24 protein-coding genes are annotated in these 16,258 nt (G+C 67.5%); all 24 read right to left on the bottom strand.

The genetic code is table 11. The features are described 5' to 3' along the window. Positions 1–2: 2 nt before the first annotated feature. Positions 3–608 carry a 30S ribosomal protein S5 gene (gene rpsE, locus ACQZOG_RS17805; RefSeq protein ID WP_004927232.1) on the bottom strand — a complete coding sequence of 202 codons (606 nt, stop codon included), beginning with the start codon at positions 606–608 and terminating at the stop codon, positions 3–5. 41 nt (positions 609–649) lie between these two features. Beyond that, entirely contained in the window at positions 650–1,033 is a 384-nt protein-coding gene (gene rplR / locus ACQZOG_RS17800) for a 50S ribosomal protein L18 (RefSeq protein ID WP_004927235.1), read from the bottom strand. Between the two features lie 3 nt (positions 1,034–1,036). Continuing rightward, on the bottom strand, positions 1,037–1,576 hold the full coding sequence (rplF, locus tag ACQZOG_RS17795) for a 50S ribosomal protein L6 (RefSeq protein ID WP_033272455.1): 540 nt from the start codon (positions 1,574–1,576) through the stop codon (positions 1,037–1,039). A gap of 24 nt (positions 1,577–1,600) precedes the next feature. Next, positions 1,601–1,999 carry a 30S ribosomal protein S8 gene (gene rpsH, locus ACQZOG_RS17790; protein WP_033272456.1) on the bottom strand — a complete coding sequence of 133 codons (399 nt, stop codon included), beginning with the start codon at positions 1,997–1,999 and terminating at the stop codon, positions 1,601–1,603. A gap of 211 nt (positions 2,000–2,210) precedes the next feature. After that, complete coding sequence (locus tag ACQZOG_RS17785; protein ID WP_003948630.1) at positions 2,211–2,396, bottom strand: type Z 30S ribosomal protein S14; 186 nt, start codon at positions 2,394–2,396, stop codon at positions 2,211–2,213. 5 nt (positions 2,397–2,401) lie between these two features. Then, positions 2,402–2,959, bottom strand: a complete 558-nt coding sequence (rplE, locus tag ACQZOG_RS17780) for a 50S ribosomal protein L5 (RefSeq protein ID WP_006130773.1) — start codon at positions 2,957–2,959, stop codon at positions 2,402–2,404. Continuing rightward, on the bottom strand, positions 2,959–3,282 hold the full coding sequence (gene rplX, locus ACQZOG_RS17775; protein WP_033272457.1) for a 50S ribosomal protein L24: 324 nt from the start codon (positions 3,280–3,282) through the stop codon (positions 2,959–2,961). Before rplX ends, rplE begins: the two co-directional genes overlap by 1 nt. 2 nt (positions 3,283–3,284) lie before the next feature. Next, a complete protein-coding gene (rplN, locus tag ACQZOG_RS17770; protein ID WP_003998823.1) occupies positions 3,285–3,653 on the bottom strand; it encodes a 50S ribosomal protein L14 in 369 nt (122 codons plus the stop codon). Positions 3,654–3,751: 98 nt separating this feature from the next. Continuing rightward, positions 3,752–4,039, bottom strand: a complete 288-nt coding sequence (gene rpsQ / locus ACQZOG_RS17765) for a 30S ribosomal protein S17 (protein ID WP_019526950.1) — start codon at positions 4,037–4,039, stop codon at positions 3,752–3,754. Next, a complete protein-coding gene (gene rpmC / locus ACQZOG_RS17760) occupies positions 4,036–4,260 on the bottom strand; it encodes a 50S ribosomal protein L29 (protein ID WP_003974259.1) in 225 nt (74 codons plus the stop codon). The genes rpsQ and rpmC overlap by 4 nt, the downstream gene beginning before the upstream one ends. After that, positions 4,260–4,679 carry a 50S ribosomal protein L16 gene (gene rplP / locus ACQZOG_RS17755; protein WP_004984526.1) on the bottom strand — a complete coding sequence of 140 codons (420 nt, stop codon included), beginning with the start codon at positions 4,677–4,679 and terminating at the stop codon, positions 4,260–4,262. The genes rpmC and rplP overlap by 1 nt, the downstream gene beginning before the upstream one ends. Before the next feature lie 5 nt (positions 4,680–4,684). Continuing rightward, positions 4,685–5,512 (bottom strand): 30S ribosomal protein S3, encoded by an 828-nt coding sequence (gene rpsC, locus ACQZOG_RS17750; RefSeq protein ID WP_004927271.1) that lies wholly within the window; start codon positions 5,510–5,512, stop codon positions 4,685–4,687. After that, positions 5,512–5,859 carry a 50S ribosomal protein L22 gene (rplV, locus tag ACQZOG_RS17745; protein ID WP_006130776.1) on the bottom strand — a complete coding sequence of 116 codons (348 nt, stop codon included), beginning with the start codon at positions 5,857–5,859 and terminating at the stop codon, positions 5,512–5,514. The genes rpsC and rplV overlap by 1 nt, the downstream gene beginning before the upstream one ends. Positions 5,860–5,903: 44 nt before the next feature. Beyond that, complete coding sequence (gene rpsS / locus ACQZOG_RS17740; protein WP_010036728.1) at positions 5,904–6,185, bottom strand: 30S ribosomal protein S19; 282 nt, start codon at positions 6,183–6,185, stop codon at positions 5,904–5,906. 12 nt (positions 6,186–6,197) lie between these two features. Further along, positions 6,198–7,034, bottom strand: coding sequence for a 50S ribosomal protein L2 (rplB, locus tag ACQZOG_RS17735; RefSeq protein ID WP_033272458.1), 837 nt, complete (start codon positions 7,032–7,034; stop codon positions 6,198–6,200). A 38-nt stretch (positions 7,035–7,072) separates the two neighbouring features. Continuing rightward, a complete protein-coding gene (gene rplW / locus ACQZOG_RS17730; protein WP_006130779.1) occupies positions 7,073–7,492 on the bottom strand; it encodes a 50S ribosomal protein L23 in 420 nt (139 codons plus the stop codon). Beyond that, a complete protein-coding gene (rplD, locus tag ACQZOG_RS17725; protein WP_033272459.1) occupies positions 7,492–8,151 on the bottom strand; it encodes a 50S ribosomal protein L4 in 660 nt (219 codons plus the stop codon). The genes rplW and rplD overlap by 1 nt, the downstream gene beginning before the upstream one ends. Positions 8,152–8,159: 8 nt before the next feature. Then, entirely contained in the window at positions 8,160–8,804 is a 645-nt protein-coding gene (gene rplC / locus ACQZOG_RS17720) for a 50S ribosomal protein L3 (RefSeq protein ID WP_033272460.1), read from the bottom strand. Between the two features lie 17 nt (positions 8,805–8,821). Continuing rightward, the gene (gene rpsJ, locus ACQZOG_RS17715; protein ID WP_003948644.1) at positions 8,822–9,130 is read right to left on the bottom strand and encodes a 30S ribosomal protein S10; all 309 of its coding nucleotides are present in this window, start codon (positions 9,128–9,130) and stop codon (positions 8,822–8,824) included. 426 nt (positions 9,131–9,556) lie between these two features. Beyond that, positions 9,557–10,531, bottom strand: coding sequence for an SUKH-3 domain-containing protein (locus ACQZOG_RS17710; protein ID WP_371233881.1), 975 nt, complete (start codon positions 10,529–10,531; stop codon positions 9,557–9,559). Positions 10,532–10,692: 161 nt separating this feature from the next. Next, positions 10,693–10,902 (bottom strand): hypothetical protein, encoded by a 210-nt coding sequence (locus ACQZOG_RS17705; protein WP_430741644.1) that lies wholly within the window; start codon positions 10,900–10,902, stop codon positions 10,693–10,695. Between the two features lie 166 nt (positions 10,903–11,068). Next, positions 11,069–11,620 (bottom strand): hypothetical protein, encoded by a 552-nt coding sequence (locus ACQZOG_RS17700; protein ID WP_430741643.1) that lies wholly within the window; start codon positions 11,618–11,620, stop codon positions 11,069–11,071. A gap of 54 nt (positions 11,621–11,674) precedes the next feature. Beyond that, positions 11,675–12,655, bottom strand: a complete 981-nt coding sequence (locus ACQZOG_RS17695; protein WP_370404586.1) for a hypothetical protein — start codon at positions 12,653–12,655, stop codon at positions 11,675–11,677. Positions 12,656–12,783: 128 nt separating this feature from the next. Then, the gene (locus ACQZOG_RS17690; RefSeq protein WP_430741642.1) at positions 12,784–16,170 is read right to left on the bottom strand and encodes a DUF499 domain-containing protein; all 3,387 of its coding nucleotides are present in this window, start codon (positions 16,168–16,170) and stop codon (positions 12,784–12,786) included. Positions 16,171–16,258: the final 88 nt, after the last annotated feature.

Here is a 16,258-nt window from a genome sequence, read left to right as displayed (position 1 = left end):
GATTACGCACCCGCCCCGGCACGCGCACGGAGAAGAGCCGCGGGAGCGACGTCCTCGAGGGGCAGACCGCGGCGGGCCGCGATCTCCTCGGGACGCTGCAGACCCTTGAGGGCCTCCACGGTCGCGTGCACGATGTTGATCTGGTTGTCGGAGCCGAGCGACTTCGACAGCACGTCGTGGATACCGGCGCACTCGAGCACGGCGCGCACCGGACCACCGGCGATCACACCGGTACCGGGCGACGCGGGCTTGAGCAGCACGACGCCGGCAGCCTTCTCACCCTGGATGGGGTGCGGGATGGTGCCCTGGATGCGGGGGACCTTGAAGAAGTGCTTCTTGGCCTCCTCAACGCCCTTGGCGATGGCGGCCGGCACCTCCTTGGCCTTGCCGTATCCGACACCCACGGTGCCGTCACCGTCGCCCACCACGACCAGCGCGGTGAAGCTGAAGCGACGACCACCCTTCACAACCTTGGCGACACGGTTGATCGCGACGACGCGCTCAACGTATGCGGTCTTCTCGGCGGCAGCTGCGCCGCCGTCACGGCCCTTCCGGTCCCGCCGCTCGCCGCCACCGGCACCGCCACCGCGGCGCTGGGGTCCAGCCATTGGAATTACCTCTCTCTGTTTCCGCTAGCTACGGAACCGGCTCAGAACTTCAGTCCGGCTTCGCGGGCGGCGTCGGCCAGAGCGGCGATGCGCCCGGCGTACTGGTTGCCACCACGGTCGAACACGACGGCCTCGACACCGGCGGCCTTGGCGCGCTCGGCGACCAGGGCGCCGACCTGCTTGGCCTGCGCGGACTTGTCGCCCTCGCCGCCGCGGACGGACGCGTCCAGGGTGGACGCCGACGCCAGGGTGTGACCCTTCAGGTCGTCGATCACCTGCGCCACGATGTGGCGGTTGGAACGAGTCACGACCAGGCGAGGACGCTCGGCGGTGCCGGCGACCTTCTTGCGGATCCGGATGTGACGACGCTTGATAGCAGCACGCTTGTAGGCGTCGCCCTTGAGGATCTTCTGCCCGTATGCCATGGCTTACTTACCCGCCTTTCCGACCTTGCGGCGGATGACTTCGCCCTCGTACTTGACGCCCTTGGCCTTGTACGGGTCGGGCTTGCGCAGCTTGCGGATGTTGGCCGCAACCTCGCCGACCTTCTGCTTGTCGATGCCCTCGACCGAGAAACGGGTGGGGGCCTCCACCTTGAAGGTGATGCCCTCGGGGGCCTCGACCGTGATCGGGTGGCTGTAGCCGAGGGAGAACTCCAGGTTCGAACCCTTGGCGACAACGCGGTAACCGACACCGCTGATCTCGAGCTTCTTCACGTAACCCTGGGTCACGCCGGTGATCATGTTCGCCACCAGCGTGCGGGACAGGCCGTGCAGGGCCTTGTTCTGACGCTCGTCGTTGGGGCGGGTGACGTTCAGGACGCCGTCCTCACCCTTGGCGATCTCGATCGGCGCCACGACGGTGTGGGTCAGCGTGCCCTTGGGGCCCTTGACCGAAACCGTACGGCCGTCGATGGTGACGTCCACGCCGGCGGGAACCGCGATGGGGAGCTTGCCGATGCGCGACATAGCTGTTTCCTCCGTTCCCTTCCGCTACCAGACGTAGGCGAGGACTTCCCCACCCACGCCCTTCTTGCCGGCCTGCTTGTCGGTGAGGAGCCCGTGCGACGTGGAGATGATCGCCACGCCGAGGCCGCCCAGCACCTTCGGCAGGTTGGTGGACTTCGCGTACACCCGGAGACCGGGCTTGGAGATCCGCTTGATGCCCGCGATGGAGCGCTCACGGTTGGGACCGAACTTGAGGTCCAGGACGAGGTTCTTGCCGACCTCGGCGTCCTCGACCTTCCAGCCCGTGATGAAGCCCTCCTGCTGGAGGATCTCCGCGATGTGAGACTTGATCTTCGAGTGCGGCATCGACACGGTGTCGTGGTATGCCGAGTTCGCGTTCCGCAGACGCGTAAGCATGTCTGCGATCGGATCAGTCATGGTCATGAATTGGCCTTCGGCCTCTCTCGCCGGGGTTTCCTGGTGCGCCATCCCTCTCCCCGATCCGAGACGGGACGGGTGCGGCGCGGTGGACCTACGGCGTAGTAAGTCGTACGGGCACGGCAGGTGCCCAACCCCACAAGCCTAAGCCATGCGGAGCGGGCCTCCTGCCGTTCCCATTGCTTACCGAGAGCCCTGGGAGTCCGGAACTACCGGATTACCAGGAGCTCTTGGTCACGCCCGGCAGCTCGCCACGGTGAGCCATCTCACGAAGGCACACGCGGCACAGGCCGAACTTGCGGTACACGGAGTGCGGACGACCGCAGCGCTGGCAGCGGGTGTAGCCGCGCACTCCGAACTTGGGCTTGCGAGCAGCCTTCGCGATGAGAGCCTTCTTCGCCATCTCGCTCACGCCTCCTTGAACGGGAAGCCGAGGTGACGGAGAAGGGCACGGCCCTCTTCGTCGTTGGTCGCCGTGGTCACCACGGTGATGTCCATACCCCGGACACGGTCGATCTTGTCCTGGTCGATCTCGTGGAACATGACCTGCTCCGTGAGACCGAAGGTGTAGTTGCCCCGGCCGTCGAACTGCTTGGGGGACAGACCACGGAAGTCGCGGATGCGCGGCAGCGCGAGCGACAGGGTGCGGTCCAGGAACTCCCACATGCGGTCGCCACGGAGGGTGACGTGGGCACCGATCGGCTGACCCTCACGCAGCTTGAACTGCGCGATGGACTTGCGGGCCTTGGTGACGGCCGGCTTCTGACCGGTGATCGTGGTGAGGTCGCGGATGGCGCCCTCGATCAGCTTGGAGTCGCGGGCGGCGTCGCCCACACCCATGTTGACCACGATCTTGACGAGGCCGGGAACCTGCATGACGTTCTCGTAGGAGAACTGCTCACGCAGCTTGCCCGCGATCTCCTCGCGGTACTTCGTCTTCAGACGCGGAGTGGTGGTGGTCGTCATCAGATGTCCTCACCCGTCCGCTTGGCAACGCGGATCTTGTTGCCCTCGTCGTCGAAGCGGTAACCGACGCGCGTGACGACCTTGTTGCCGTCCTTCTCCACGACCAGCTGGACGTTGGAGACGTGGATCGGGGCCTCGGTGGTCACGATGCCGCCGGCCTGCGAACCGCTGGCGGTCGGACCGGCCTTGGTGTGCTTCTTGACCCGGTTGACACCCTCGACCAGGACGCGGTCCTCGCGGGGGAAGGCCGCGATGACCTTGCCCTGCTTGCCCTTGTCCTTACCGGTGATGACCTGGACCAGGTCGCCCTTCTTGATCTTCATGCTCACAGCACCTCCGGCGCGAGGGAGATGATCTTCATGAACTTCTTCTCGCGCAGCTCACGGCCCACCGGGCCGAAGATACGGGTGCCACGAGGGTCGCCGTCGTTCTTCAGAATGACGGCGGCGTTCTCGTCGAAGCGGATGTACGAGCCGTCCGGACGGCGGCGCTCCTTGACGGTGCGAACGATGACCGCCTTGACGACGTCACCCTTCTTCACGTTGCCACCGGGGATCGCGTCCTTGACGGTGGCGACGATGACGTCACCGATGCCCGCGTAGCGGCGACCGGAGCCACCGAGCACACGGATGCAAAGGATTTCCTTCGCACCAGTGTTGTCGGCGACACGCAGTCGCGACTCCTGCTGGATCACGTCTATCTCCTGTTTGTCTGCCGGTTCCCCGGGGGCCGTTCAGGAACGGCCCCCGGAGCCTGGCGGAACTGTCCTGCGAGGAATGCCCCGCAGGAGATTTACTTGGCCTTCTCGAGGATCTCGACGACGCGCCAGCGCTTGGTGGCGGACAGCGGCCGGGTCTCCATGAGGAGGACGCGGTCGCCGACACCCGCGGCGTTCTGCTCGTCGTGCGCCTTGAGCTTGTTCGTACGGCGGATGACCTTGCCGTACAGCGCGTGCTTCACGCGGTCCTCGACAGCGACGACGACGGTCTTGTCCATCTTGTCGCTGACGACCAGACCCTCGCGGGTCTTGCGGAAGCCCCGGGCGGCCTTCGTCTCTTCAGTCACGTTGTTCTCGCTCATGCGCTCTCCACCGTCTCGATGCCCAGCTCGCGCTCACGCATCAGGGTGTAGATCCGCGCGATGTCCTTGCGGACGGCCTTGAGCCGACCGTGGTTCTCGAGCTGACCCGTGGCCGCCTGGAAGCGGAGGTTGAACAGCTCTTCCTTGGCCTCGCGGAGCTTCGCCAGAAGCTCCTCGTTGCCCAGCTCGCGCAGCTCTGACGCCTTGGTACCGGCCGACATCACGCTTCACCTGCCTCGCGCTTGACGATCTTGCACTTCATCGGCAGCTTGTGAGCCGCACGGGTCAGGGCCTCGCGCGCGATCTTCTCGTTGGGGTACGACAGCTCGAACATGACGCGTCCGGGCTTGACGTTGGCCACCCACCACTCCGGGGAGCCCTTACCGGAACCCATGCGGGTCTCGGCCGGCTTCTTGGTGAGGGGGCGGTCCGGGTAGATGTTGATCCAGACCTTGCCGCCACGCTTGATGTGGCGGGTCATGGCGATACGAGCCGCTTCGATCTGGCGGTTCGTCACGTACGCCGGGGTGAGCGCCTGGATGCCGTACTCGCCGAACGCAACCTGCGTGCCACCCTTCGACATGCCGTTGCGCTTCGGGTGGTGCTGCTTGCGGTGCTTGACCCTACGGGGGATCAGCATGGTGGTCAGGCCTCCGTTCCGGTGCTCTCAGCCGGAGCGGCCGCCGGAGCCTCGGCCTTGGGGGCCTCGGCAGCGGGAGCCTGCTGCGGCTTGCGACCGCGACCGCCACGCTCGCCACCGCGGCCACCACGGGCCGGGCGGTCGGCACCGCCACGGGCCGGGCGGTTGCCGGCGCGGGCAGCGGCGTTCTCGGCGCGGACCTCGGCGATGTTCTTGACGTCGCCCTTGTAGATCCAGACCTTCACGCCGATGCGGCCGAAGGTCGTCTTGGCCTCGAAGAAGCCGTAGTCCACGTTCGCGCGGAGCGTGTGCAGGGGCACACGGCCCTCGCGGTAGAACTCCGAGCGGGACATCTCGGCGCCACCGAGGCGGCCGCCGCACTGGATCTTGATGCCCTTGGCGCCCGCCTTCATGGCCGACTGCATGCTCTTGCGCATGGCACGGCGGAAGGAGACGCGGGAGGAGAGCTGCTCGGCGACGGCCTGCGCGACCAGCTGGGCATCGGTCTCGGGGTTCTTGACCTCGAGGATGTTCAGCTGGACCTGCTTGCCGGTGAGCTTCTCGAGGTCGCCGCGGATGCGGTCGGCCTCGGCGCCACGGCGGCCGATCACGATGCCCGGACGCGCGGTGTGGATGTCCACACGCACACGGTCACGGGTGCGCTCGATCTCGACCTTGGAGATGCCGGCGCGCTCCATGCCGGACGTCATCATCCGGCGGATGGCGACGTCTTCCTTGACGTAGTCCTTGTACAGCTTGTCGGCGTACCAACGCGACTTGAAGTCGGTCGTGACACCGAGCCGGAACCCGTGCGGGTTAACCTTCTGGCCCATTACCGGGTTCCTTCCTTGCTGCTGACGACCACGGTGATGTGGCTGGTCCGCTTGCGGATCCGGTAGGCGCGGCCCTGGGCGCGCGGACGGAACCGCTTCAGGGTCGGGCCCTCGTCGACGTAGGCCTCGGAAATGAAGAGGCTGTCGACGTCGGTGTGGTCGTAGTTGTGCGCGGCGTTGGCAATGGCGCTGTCCAGCACCTTGCCCACCGGCACGCTCGCGGCCTGCGGGGCGAAACGCAGGACCGCCTGAGCCTCCGTGGCGTCCATGCCACGGATGAGGTCCACCACGCGGCGGGCCTTCATGGGCGTGACGCGGATGTACCGCGCCTGGGCCCTGGCTTCCATGGTTGTCCCTTCAGTGTCTGTCATGGTCGATTGCACCCCGCCGACTAGCGGCGCTTCGACTTCCGGTCGTCCTTGACGTGGCCCCGGAAGGTGCGGGTCGGCGAGAACTCGCCGAGCTTGTGGCCGACCATCGACTCGGTGACAAACACCGGGATGTGGGTCTTGCCGTTGTGCACCGCGATCGTGTGGCCCAGCATCGCCGGGACGATCATCGAGCGACGGGACCAGGTCTTGATGACGTTCTTGGTACCGGCTTCGTTCTGCGCGTCCACCTTCTTGATCAGGTGGTCGTCGACGAAGGGTCCCTTCTTCAAGCTACGAGGCATCTCAACCCGTCCTTAGCGCTTCTTGTTCGTCTTGCGGCGGCGGACGATGTACTTGTTCGACGCCTTCTTGGGCGAACGAGTACGGCCTTCCTTCTTGCCCCAGGGGGACACGGGGTGACGGCCACCGGAGGTCCGGCCCTCACCACCACCGTGCGGGTGGTCCACCGGGTTCATGACGACACCGCGGACGGTCGGGCGGACGCCCAGCCACCGCTTGCGGCCCGCCTTGCCCCAGTTGATGTTGCTCTGCTCGGCGTTGCCGACCTCGCCGACCGTGGCGCGGCAGCGCTGGTCGACCAGGCGGATCTCGCCGGAGGGCATGCGGAGGTGGGCCATGGTGCCCTCCTTCGCGAGCAGCTGCACCGAGGCGCCGGCGGAGCGGGCGAACTTGGCGCCGCCGCCGGGACGCAGCTCGATGGCGTGCAGCGTCGTACCCACGGGGATGTTGCGCAGGGCAAGGTTGTTGCCCGGCTTGATGTCGGCCCCGGGACCGTTCTCGACGCGGTCGCCCTGGTTCAGGCCACGCGGCGCGAGAATGTAGCGCTTCTCGCCGTCCGCGTAGTGCAGGAGCGCGATGCGCGCGGTGCGGTTGGGGTCGTACTCGATGTGCGCGACCTTCGCCGGCACGCCGTCCTTGTCGTGACGACGGAAGTCGATCACTCGGTAGGCGCGCTTGTGGCCACCGCCCTGGTGGCGGACGGTCACACGACCGGAATTGTTACGGCCGCCCTTGCTGTGCAGGGGACGGACCAGCGACTTCTCCGGCGTGGACCGCGTGACCTCGACGAAGTCGGCGACGCTGGAGCCACGACGGCCCGGAGTCGTCGGCTTGTACTTGCGGATACCCATTTCTCAGTCCTCGTCCGATATCGAACGATCCTGACCGCTTACGCGGTCGGACCGCCGAAGATGTCGATACGGTCGCCCTCGGCGAGGGTCACGATCGCGCGCTTGGTGGCGGCACGCTGGCCGAACCCGGTGCGGGTCCGCTTGCGCTTGCCGACGCGGTTGATCGTGTTGACCCCGGTGACCTTGACCTCGAAGACCGCCTGGACGGCCTCCTTGATCTGGGTCTTGTTGGCACGCGGGTCGACGAGGAACGTGTACTTGTTCTCGTCGATGAGCGCGTAGCTCTTCTCGGACACGACCGGCTTCAGCAGGACGTCACGGGGGTCCGTGTACGCCTTGCTCGCCGGGGTGACGACGGTGTTCTTGCCTTCGGCCTCGTGGCGACGCGCCTTGGCGACGCGCGCAGCCTTGGCCGCCTTGGCGGCCTTCGAGGCGATCGAGGGGTGACGGGCAGCCATCAGACCTCGCTCCCTTCGTTGTCGTTGGCCTTGTTCGGGCCGGCGACGAAGGACTCGAAAGCGGCCTTGGTGAAGACCACGTCGTCCGAGACGAGAACGTCGTACGTGTTCAGCTGGCCCGGCTCCAGGATGTGGACCTGGGGCAGGTTGCGGGCGGACAGCCACGCGGCCTCGTCGGCGCGGTCGACGACCAGGAGCAGGTTCTTGCGCTCCGAGATCTTGCCGAACAGCGACTTGGCGGCCTTCGTGGACGGGGCCTCACCCTCGACCACGCCGGTGACGACGTGGATGCGGTTGTGGCGCGCCCGGTCGGTGAGGGCGTGACGCAGAGCGGCAGCCTTCATCTTCTTGGGCGTGCGCTGCGAGTAGTCGCGCGGCACGGGACCGTGCACGACGCCACCACCGGCGAACTGCGGCGCACGGGTCGAGCCCTGACGGGCGCGGCCGGTGCCCTTCTGGCGGTACGGCTTCTTGCCGCCACCACGGACCTCGCCACGGGTCTTCGTCTTGTGCGTGCCCTGACGGGCAGCGGCCAGCTGCGCGACGACGACCTGGTGGATCAGCGGAACGCTGACCTTCTCGACGTCGAAGATCTCCGCGGGGAGCTCGACGGTACCGGCCTTGTCGCCCGCCGGCGAAAGGATGTCAACAGTGCTCATCGGTTACCTCAGGCCCCCTTGGCCGCGGTGCGGACCAGGACGAGGCCGCCGTTCGGACCGGGAACCGCGCCCTTGATGAGCAGCAGACCCTTCTCCGCGTCAACGGCGTGGACGGTCAGGTTCTGGGTGGTGACCCGCTCGTTGCCCATGCGACCCGCCATGCGGAGGCCCTTGAACACACGACCCGGGGTGGCGCAGCCACCGATGGAACCGGGCGAGCGGTGCTTGCGCTGGGTGCCGTGCCCGGCGCCGAGGCCACGGAAGTTGTGGCGCTTCATGACACCGGCGAAGCCCTTGCCCTTGCTCTTGCCGGTCACGTCGACCTTCACGCCGGCCTCGAACACCTCAGCGGTGACTTCCTGGCCCAGCGTGTACTCGGAGGCGTCCGACGTGCGGATCTCGACGAGGTGACGACGGGGGGTGACGTCGGCCTTGGCGAAGTGACCCTTGAGGGGCTTGTTCACCTTGCGCGGGTCGATCTCGCCGAAGGCGATCTGGACGGACTCGTAGCCGTCGACGTCGTTCGTGCGGACCTGGGTGACGACGTTGGGGCCGGCCTTGACGACGGTGACCGGGACGACGCGGTTGTTCGCGTCCCACACCTGCGTCATGCCGAGCTTCTCGCCCAGGATGCCCTTGATCTGCTTAGCCATTCTCAGATCACCGGCCTTCAGAGCTTGATCTCGATGTCGACACCGGCCGGGAGGTCGAGTCGCATCAGAGAGTCAACGGTCTTGGGGGTCGGGTCGAGGATGTCGATCAGGCGCTTGTGCGTGCGCATCTCGAAGTGCTCGCGCGAGTCCTTGTACTTGTGCGGCGACTTGATGACGCAGTACACGTTCTTCTCAGTGGGCAGCGGCACCGGGCCCGCGACCGACGCACCAGTACGCGTCACCGTCTCGACGATCTTCTTCGCCGAAGAGTCGATGACCTCGTGGTCGTAGGCCTTGAGCCGGATGCGGATCTTCTGTCCCGCCATGGCTACTTCGTAGTCCTGTCTCTCATTACGCTCTGGAACCCGGAGCGGCTTCCCCTCACCTCCGACCCACGCGGTCGGGCGTGTCGCACTCCCGCTGACACAGATGTCCCTTGTCCGAACATCCCTGCGGGATTGACACGGCCCTACCAGAACCGCGGACCGGGGGCGAAAGGCCCACCGGGCGCCTGGCCGGCGCCGCACCACACTTCCCGGAAGATTCCCGTACGTCCGCCCCTGATCAGGGACGACGAGTACTGTGGGACTCGCTTCCGGTCCTCCCGGCGGGAGGCGCGCAGCATCAACACTCGACCGAGCAACTCGGCCAGTCTGCCACAGAGGGCGGGGGGCTGGCCAATCGAGCGGAAGAGATTACCCCGACGGGGGTCGCGGTCAAACCCTGCGGGGGCGCGCCCCGGCTTCGGGCGGTCAGGGAGTGGCCTCCGGGCGGATCCGGGAGGTGAGCCTGCGCAGGGCTTCGTCAGGGGTGGGGGCCAGCAGGTGGACCTGGTCCATGCCCGCGTACACGGCGCCGTCCTCCGCCATGGCGAGGTACTGGTTGCCGCGGTCCCGCGTACCGATGGGGTACAGCTCGGCACCCGCCTGTTCGGCGAGGTCGTCGATGATCTCGGCGTCCCACATCGCCGCGAGGGGGTCGAGCGAGAACTCCATCCACGGCATCGAGTCCGCGGGCTCCCGGTGGGGGACGCCCAGGGCACCGAACTCGGCGAGGAAGCGGCGGGCGGCGTCGTGCAACTCGAACTCACCGGTGTGCAGGAGAATGCTCTCCCACGTGTCCGTGGCCACTTCCCGGCCCGGTGACCAGCCCGCCGCCCTCAGCACACGTCCCGTCTCCTCAGGTCGACGCGACTCGGTGTCCGGACCGGCGTGCCCGGCACGGAAGCGCCGCCAGAAGGGGTGCTCCTGGGCTGCCCCTCCAGGTGACCAGAGCCCGGACTGCGCCCGCTGTGTCTCCACCAGGCGGTCCAGCGCCTGATCGATGCTCGTCCCTATCGGTTCCGCACTCTCCCGCACGAGGTGGATCACACCGTCTTCGCTGATGCCGAGAAGGCTTGCTCCCTGGTCCGCGGTGCCCACCGGACACAACGACGTTCCCGCTTCCCGGCAGGCCTCGGCGAAGCGCTCCCTCTGCCACGCGGCCCCCAGGGGGTCGAACCGGACCGCCGACGCGGTGGTGATCGAGTCGGCCGGCCAGCCGTACGTGACAAGGCCGCCGAACTCGGCGAGGAACGCCTCGGCGGCGCCATGGAGCACGAATGCCCCGCGCTCGCCCAGTACCGACCCCCAGGTCCCCGTGGGCACGGCACGTCCGGGCTTCCAGCCCGCACGGCGCAGCACGTCCCCGGTCTCCCGCGACCACCCGCGTGTCAGGTCGTTACTCACTCACACCACCGCCCGAACTCCCAGTTGATCCAGCACATGAACACAGGACGGGCACGGCGCCTTCGGTGTTCCGTGCACCGGATTGCCCTCCGCACGTGAGTTCACGGCCGCCATCGTCCCGCAGGGGCGAGCTGGTCCGGCTCCTGGACCGGACCACCGTCTCAGCGCTGATCAAGGCCTCGACCGCAGTGGCCGACCGCATCGGCTTCCTCACTGTCCTGGAACACCTCGTTTTGGCTCCGGAGACGAAGCCCCGCGTCAAGGAACAGGACGAACTTCACCGCATCCTGGACGACAGCTGCTGGGTCTTCGGCGAGGAGTACGCGCTGCACGCCAGTGATCGCAGCCTCCACGAGGTATTCGTCCAGCACTGCCGGCTGCTCGGCCGCGACGCTCCCGCACCGGGGCCCGTCCTGCGCGAGGACGGGCGGCCCGGCCGGGTCGGTCTCATGCTGTCCCGCGCCGCACGGCACCGGAAGGAGGCTCGAACCGGCGACGGATTCAAGCTCACCGTGACTGCATGCGAAGCAAGCAACGTCATCGGCGGGGCGGGGAGGAGTTTGGCGACAGTGTCCGGGGAGCATCGGCGAGGTCTCTGTCCGACGTCTGAATGACGGCGTTGAACAACCACAGCAGGCGGTAGGCGCGGGCGGCGCCGAGGACCAGCGCGCCTTCCACGGCCCAGTGGACGCCTCCGGGATCGGTCTCGGTCGTGTCCAGGACGATGGCTAGCAGGCAGACGGCGGAGATGAGCAACGTCGCCGACAAGATGCTCACCCAGTTACGCCGGAACTGGGAGGCCAGGTGAGGCGCGGTGCGCAGGGCCCGCATCCGGCGGCCGGTGGCGGACGCGTACTGAGCGATGGCCGCGGTGACGAAGCTGCCGATCAGTGCGACGACGGTGGCACCTGTGGTGTAGACCGCAAGCCGTTGCTCACGGTCTGGTGCGCCTAGGATGTCACCTCGCCCTGTCAGGGCGACCAGCAGTCCGTGACCGCCGACTACAGCTGCAGCCACCAGCCAATCCGTCTTCGGCCGTGACCGCCAACCCTGCAACAGCCCGCGTGTCATCTCCGTCAGACTCGGCATTTCTGCCCCTCCCCCCGCGCCTGACCAGGGCTTTCGCCTGAGTCACCCTCCAGGCTAGAGGTCGGCACTGACAGCGGCCCGCAGCTCGCGTTCGTTGTCGCGGCAGACCTCTTCCAGTTTGGCCAAGGCGACCTGGAGGTCAATGGCGTGTCCGTCGCTGGAGGAGAACGGCACGACGCACTTGGCGGTGATGCGCTCACTGACGAAGTCGATCTTCTCGTCGTCTGCCTGACTGTGCCACGCTTCCATACGAGCCCGAGCGGCGGCTGTGTCGACGACGTCGGAGTTGTCCAGCCAGTCGTCGATGTCGTTGGCGAGGGCCCGCGTGGAGTCGAGAAGCCGTTGGTGCCCGCGGGCGCGGCGGCGCGGCACCAGGGAGCGGGACTTCTTCGGCACTTCGAGGGTCAGTGTGATGACCATGTCCGGATTGTCCTCGTGCAGACGGCTGAGGGCGGTACCGAGGTCGGAGCTTGCACGGAGAGAAGAAGGACTGTCGTACGGCTCGGGGCAGATCCGTACGGCGAGCCTCTCGATGGCCGCCGCGTGCGCGAGTTTCTCCCGGGAACGGGCGTTGACCACCGGCCGCAGTGCGATGTCACGGACATCGGGGGCAGCGGCGCGCATGCCGTCGAGCCAGCGTCTGAGGGCCTGGACGCGAGGCGCGGAGATACCGCCGGCCATGGTGGCGACGACGTTGCCGAAAGGCAGGAAGTACACCGTGGTGACGTCCACCAGCTCCTTGTCGGCGGCGAGTTGGAGGCGGCCAAGGGTGCCGTCGACGTGGTCGATCAGCTGCGGTACGTCCTGGCGCACCTTGGCGAGGAGCAGGTGCGGGGCGGTCTGGTGCGGGTCGACGGCTCCGATCAGGATGTCGTCGCCTGTGCGTACGGTGCGCTGCAGAGGCGGTCTGCTGCACAGACGACGGATGTGCGTACCCCAGTCACGGTGCGGGAGACGGGACGGGGCGGAGTCATCGGCACCCGCGTCGGCGATCTCGTAGAAGTGGACGACCCTGTCCCGGTTCCGTGCGGCCATGCCTGTGTTCCCCCGTGCGGTGTCGGACGCCATCCGGTCTGGATCGACCAGCGTACCGAGAGCGCCGGCGGGCACCGAAACGATCAGGCCCGGTCGTCGCGGTTCGCGCCGACCGGGCCTTGGAGGTCCTAATCCTCTTCGAACTGTGCTTGCAATTTAAGGGTGTTGGCGTTCTCGGTGAGGGTGCGCACTTTGTCCGCTGGGAATCCGCCAGGCGCGGTCGCCTGGATCTCTACCGTGATTTCGACATCGGCCCCGACAGCTTCGAGGTGCTGGAGGATCTCGAAGGCGTACTTGGTGGCCTGCTTGCTGTACTGCTCTGTGCCAAGCCGTGCGTGGGCGTAGAAACGGGTCGGAACACGGGGCAACGGGGACGGAGTCGGCGCCGGGGCGCCCGGACCGGGCCGGGGCGGCTCATGCGGCGACGAACCACCCTTAGAGTTCTGGCCGCTGCCTCCAGGTGCCTCCTGCGGGTCGGCCGGTTCCTGCCGCCGGGCGGCGGCCTCGGCCAAATCGGCGGCTTCCTGAGCAAGGGCGAGGTCGGCCCGGACCAGGAGGGTGGTGTCGGTGATCTGGCCGAAGGAGACGCTCCGACAGGGCAGGACGAGGCCCTGGTAGCGGCCGGTGGCCGCGTCGTGGCCGGTGGCAAGGGCGAAGCCGTCGTGCTCCCAGGTGATGTGGGTCAGGACGTCCTCGACGCCCTGGTCGAGGACGCTGCGGTCGCACAGCCGGTTCATGTAGGGGTACTTGGTGTGCAGTTCCCAGAGGCGGCCGACGGAGATGTGGCCGTCACGGTTCCATTCCTGGCTCAGCGCGTCGGTGATCCGCTGGTGGAGGACGGCGGGTGCCTGCTGGACGTAGAGCATGCCTTGCCGCTTGAGGCGTTCGCCGGTCTGGGAGGCGGCGTCGTCGACGGTGTGAAGGTCGACCTTGAAGTCCTCCCAGTCGATCTTGGCACCGGGGGACTGCTCGGGGACGAGAACCCAGCGGTATGCCTTGCCGAGGCGGAGGTTGACCGTCTCGTCAGCCTTCTCCATCCGAGTCCTGGCCTGGGACTTCTGGCTGTCGGTCAGGTCGAGCTGGATGTGCTGCTGGAGAACCTGCTTCCAGCCCAGGTACTCGCGGACCGCCTCGGCGACTTCTTCCGTCTCCTTGCGGTCGGGGGCGAGGAAGACAAGGGCGTTGCGGTGCGTCCGGGGCCCGGTGCGGTACTGGTCGAGGGCCTCCTGGACGAACCGCAGGGCCTCGGTGTCGGGTACGCCCTTGGCGCTGCGGTGGGTGAAGCGGGGGTGCAGCAGGACCAGCCGGGCACTGCCGTTGTCCGGGATCTCGGCACCGGTCAGAGGCGCGACGTGGACGGCGGCGAAGGGGCCGCGCACGCTCTGCACGGGACTGAGCCGGCGCACCACGTCCGCCCACACCTTGTCGGGGTCGTCGAGGAGCTTCTCCGCCTCATCCTTGGCGGTGCGGGTGATATTGGCGTGGGTGTCGTACCAGTGGCGTTCGCCGTCGCCGTAGAGGTACGTGGAGCGGTCGGCGAGGGCGTTGAGCGCGGTACGGAAGTTACCGAGAGGTTCGCCGGGGATGGCCATGCCGAGCCGGATGTGCGCCTCGGACAGGCCCTTGCGGGCGGCGTGCACACGCGGCGCGGAGCCCATGAAGACGGTACGGGCGACCCGTCGGCTCATGCCGCGCTGCCCGAGCACGGTCTTCTCGTTGTCGACGGCGGCCGGGGTGGAGTCGGGCCCGTCGACATCGGTGTCAATGATCGGCTTCCAGCGGTCCTCCAGGTAGTACGTCAGTTCCTGGTTGACGCGGGTGTCGTGTATGGGCACGTCACCGGGCATGATCATGGGGCTCATGTTCTGGTCTCGCCACAGAACGTGGATGACGGTGCTCATCAATCGCAGCACACCACGAGTGCGCTGGAACTTGGGGAGTGTGGACCAGTCCTCGTATAGCCGGGCGAAGAGTTCCGGGTGGATGGGGTACGTCGACTTGATCCGCCGCTCGTAGTCACTGGTGTCGCAGCCGGCCGGGAACTCCCGCTTCTCAGTGCCATAGAACTGGGTGTAGAGCCGCGCCACCTTGTTGATCTCGGCCTGAACCTCGCTGGTGGCGGTCTGGAAGAGCCGGCGGCGCACGATCTCGAAGGACTCGTCGGAGCTCGCGGGCCGCCACGCCTCGGCCTTGCGGTGGACGACGTTCTGGAGCCGCTCCAGCGCGGTGCGGTTGTTCTCCCCGCCGATGTCGTACTGGTCGGCGGCGCTGATCTCACCGGTCGTGGAGGCCGGGATGGAGACCAGCAACTGGGCGCCCTCGACGGAGGCGACGGCCTCGGTCAGGGACTGTGCGAAGGAGAAGTGCGTCTCGAAGGACCCGGCGGGCAGGTTGTCGTTGCCGAGCAGCGGGCCGGCGTACTGCACCCATTCGTCGATGAGGATGACGCAGGGCGCGTAGGCGGCGAGCAGGTCCTGGAGCAGAGCGGTGCCGGGGCTGGTGCTGGTGCGGTCCGCCTCGGCGATGATGTCGTACGCCTGCCGGCCGCCGAGCTTCCACGCGAGCTGGCCCCACAAGGTGTTGATCTGGGTACCGTCCGGCTGCGGATCGGCCTGCCCGATAGCCAGCTCGTTACCGACCAGCACGGCCCGGTGCACCGGACTCGGGGGAAGCCCGCCGCAGTTGTTGATGAGTTCCTGCAGGTCCTGCGGCAGCCGGTTCACGGCCAGGCCCGGCGTGTACAGGTGGTACAGCGCCATCATGGAGTGCGTCTTGCCGCCGCCGAAGTTGGTCTGGAGGTTGATCACGGGGGCCGCGTTCCCGTCACCGGCGACCCGGCGCAGCGACTTGGTGATCAGTTCCTCGAGGCCCTCGGTGAGGTAGGTCCGCTGGAAGAACTCCTCCGGCTCGGTGTACTCGGTGGCGCCCTCGCCCCGCGCCACCCGCCACAGGTCGGCGGCGAACTCGGAGGCGTTGAAGTCACCGCGTGCCACGTCCTGGTGCGGGGTGAGCACCTCGCGCCAGGGTCGCAGCCCCTCGGCGGCCACGCTCGGCACCGCCCGCGCCCGGCGGGCCGCCTTCTTCGTCTCCTCCTCTGTCACCTGGCGCTGCAACGTCTGCCGGGACTCCCGGACCTGGTCTACGAGAGCGACGTCCGCGTGCACGGCCCGCAGCAACCGCTCCCCCGTGTCCAGCGCGCGCAGGGTGTCATCCGCAGCAAATGATGCGCCGTGCGCCCATCGGTTGCGGACGTCGTTCAGTTCACTGGCGAACCCGCGGGCGTTGCCCGGCAGCAGGTGTCGGAAGTAGGTGCTCCAGTAGCGCTGGAGGAGGTTCAGGAGAAACTGTGCGTCGGTCCGGCTGATCGACCGGCCCTGGCTCTTGGCCTCACTCTCCGCGTCCTCGAACCAGCTCTCGCCCTGCCGTTTGACCATCTCCCGCTCTAGGAAGGGCAGCAGCCCCTCCGCGAGGATCTCGATCATGCGGTTGACGCGGTCTCGGTTGCTCGCCGCCATGATGCGGGTGTCCTGCCTTTCCGGGCGATAGGCGTGTTACGGAAACGAAGCCGGGAGGCGCGGTGCTCCCCGCCGTGGCCCGGCGGGG

Origin of the sequence: Streptomyces sp. P13-3-3 (assembly GCF_050571355.1) — a bacterium.
Classification (GTDB): Bacteria; Actinomycetota; Actinomycetes; order Streptomycetales; family Streptomycetaceae; genus Streptomyces; species Streptomyces althioticus.
This window is presented reverse-complemented; position numbering and strand designations above follow the sequence as displayed.

Bases quoted from the DNA above. Each gene is read 5' to 3' on its own strand.
- rplX (WP_033272457.1), bottom strand. From the start codon at position 3,282: ATGAAGATCAAGAAGGGCGACCTGGTCCAGGTCATCACCGGTAAGGAC.
- ACQZOG_RS17700 (WP_430741643.1), bottom strand. From the start codon at position 11,620: ATGCCGAGTCTGACGGAGATGACACGCGGGCTGTTGCAGGGTTGGCGG.
- rplW (WP_006130779.1), bottom strand. From the start codon at position 7,492: ATGGCTGCCCGTCACCCCTCGATCGCCTCGAAGGCCGCCAAGGCGGCC.
- rpsJ (WP_003948644.1), bottom strand. From the start codon at position 9,130: ATGGCGGGACAGAAGATCCGCATCCGGCTCAAGGCCTACGACCACGAG.
- rplV (WP_006130776.1), bottom strand. From the start codon at position 5,859: ATGGAAGCCAGGGCCCAGGCGCGGTACATCCGCGTCACGCCCATGAAG.
- rplP (WP_004984526.1), bottom strand. From the start codon at position 4,679: ATGCTGATCCCCCGTAGGGTCAAGCACCGCAAGCAGCACCACCCGAAG.
- rpsC (WP_004927271.1), bottom strand. From the start codon at position 5,512: ATGGGCCAGAAGGTTAACCCGCACGGGTTCCGGCTCGGTGTCACGACC.
- ACQZOG_RS17785 (WP_003948630.1), bottom strand. From the start codon at position 2,396: ATGGCGAAGAAGGCTCTCATCGCGAAGGCTGCTCGCAAGCCCAAGTTC.
- rplE (WP_006130773.1), bottom strand. From the start codon at position 2,959: ATGACGACCACCACCACTCCGCGTCTGAAGACGAAGTACCGCGAGGAG.
- rplC (WP_033272460.1), bottom strand. From the start codon at position 8,804: ATGGCTAAGCAGATCAAGGGCATCCTGGGCGAGAAGCTCGGCATGACG.
- rplF (WP_033272455.1), bottom strand. From the start codon at position 1,576: ATGTCGCGCATCGGCAAGCTCCCCATCGCGGTTCCCGCCGGCGTGGAC.
- rpsQ (WP_019526950.1), bottom strand. From the start codon at position 4,039: ATGAGCGAGAACAACGTGACTGAAGAGACGAAGGCCGCCCGGGGCTTC.
- rplD (WP_033272459.1), bottom strand. From the start codon at position 8,151: ATGAGCACTGTTGACATCCTTTCGCCGGCGGGCGACAAGGCCGGTACC.
- rpmC (WP_003974259.1), bottom strand. From the start codon at position 4,260: ATGTCGGCCGGTACCAAGGCGTCAGAGCTGCGCGAGCTGGGCAACGAG.
- rpsH (WP_033272456.1), bottom strand. From the start codon at position 1,999: ATGACCATGACTGATCCGATCGCAGACATGCTTACGCGTCTGCGGAAC.
- rplR (WP_004927235.1), bottom strand. From the start codon at position 1,033: ATGGCATACGGGCAGAAGATCCTCAAGGGCGACGCCTACAAGCGTGCT.
- ACQZOG_RS17695 (WP_370404586.1), bottom strand. From the start codon at position 12,655: ATGGCCGCACGGAACCGGGACAGGGTCGTCCACTTCTACGAGATCGCC.
- rpsE (WP_004927232.1), bottom strand. From the start codon at position 608: ATGGCTGGACCCCAGCGCCGCGGTGGCGGTGCCGGTGGCGGCGAGCGG.
- rpsS (WP_010036728.1), bottom strand. From the start codon at position 6,185: ATGCCTCGTAGCTTGAAGAAGGGACCCTTCGTCGACGACCACCTGATC.
- rplB (WP_033272458.1), bottom strand. From the start codon at position 7,034: ATGGGTATCCGCAAGTACAAGCCGACGACTCCGGGCCGTCGTGGCTCC.
- ACQZOG_RS17690 (WP_430741642.1), bottom strand. From the start codon at position 16,170: ATGGCGGCGAGCAACCGAGACCGCGTCAACCGCATGATCGAGATCCTC.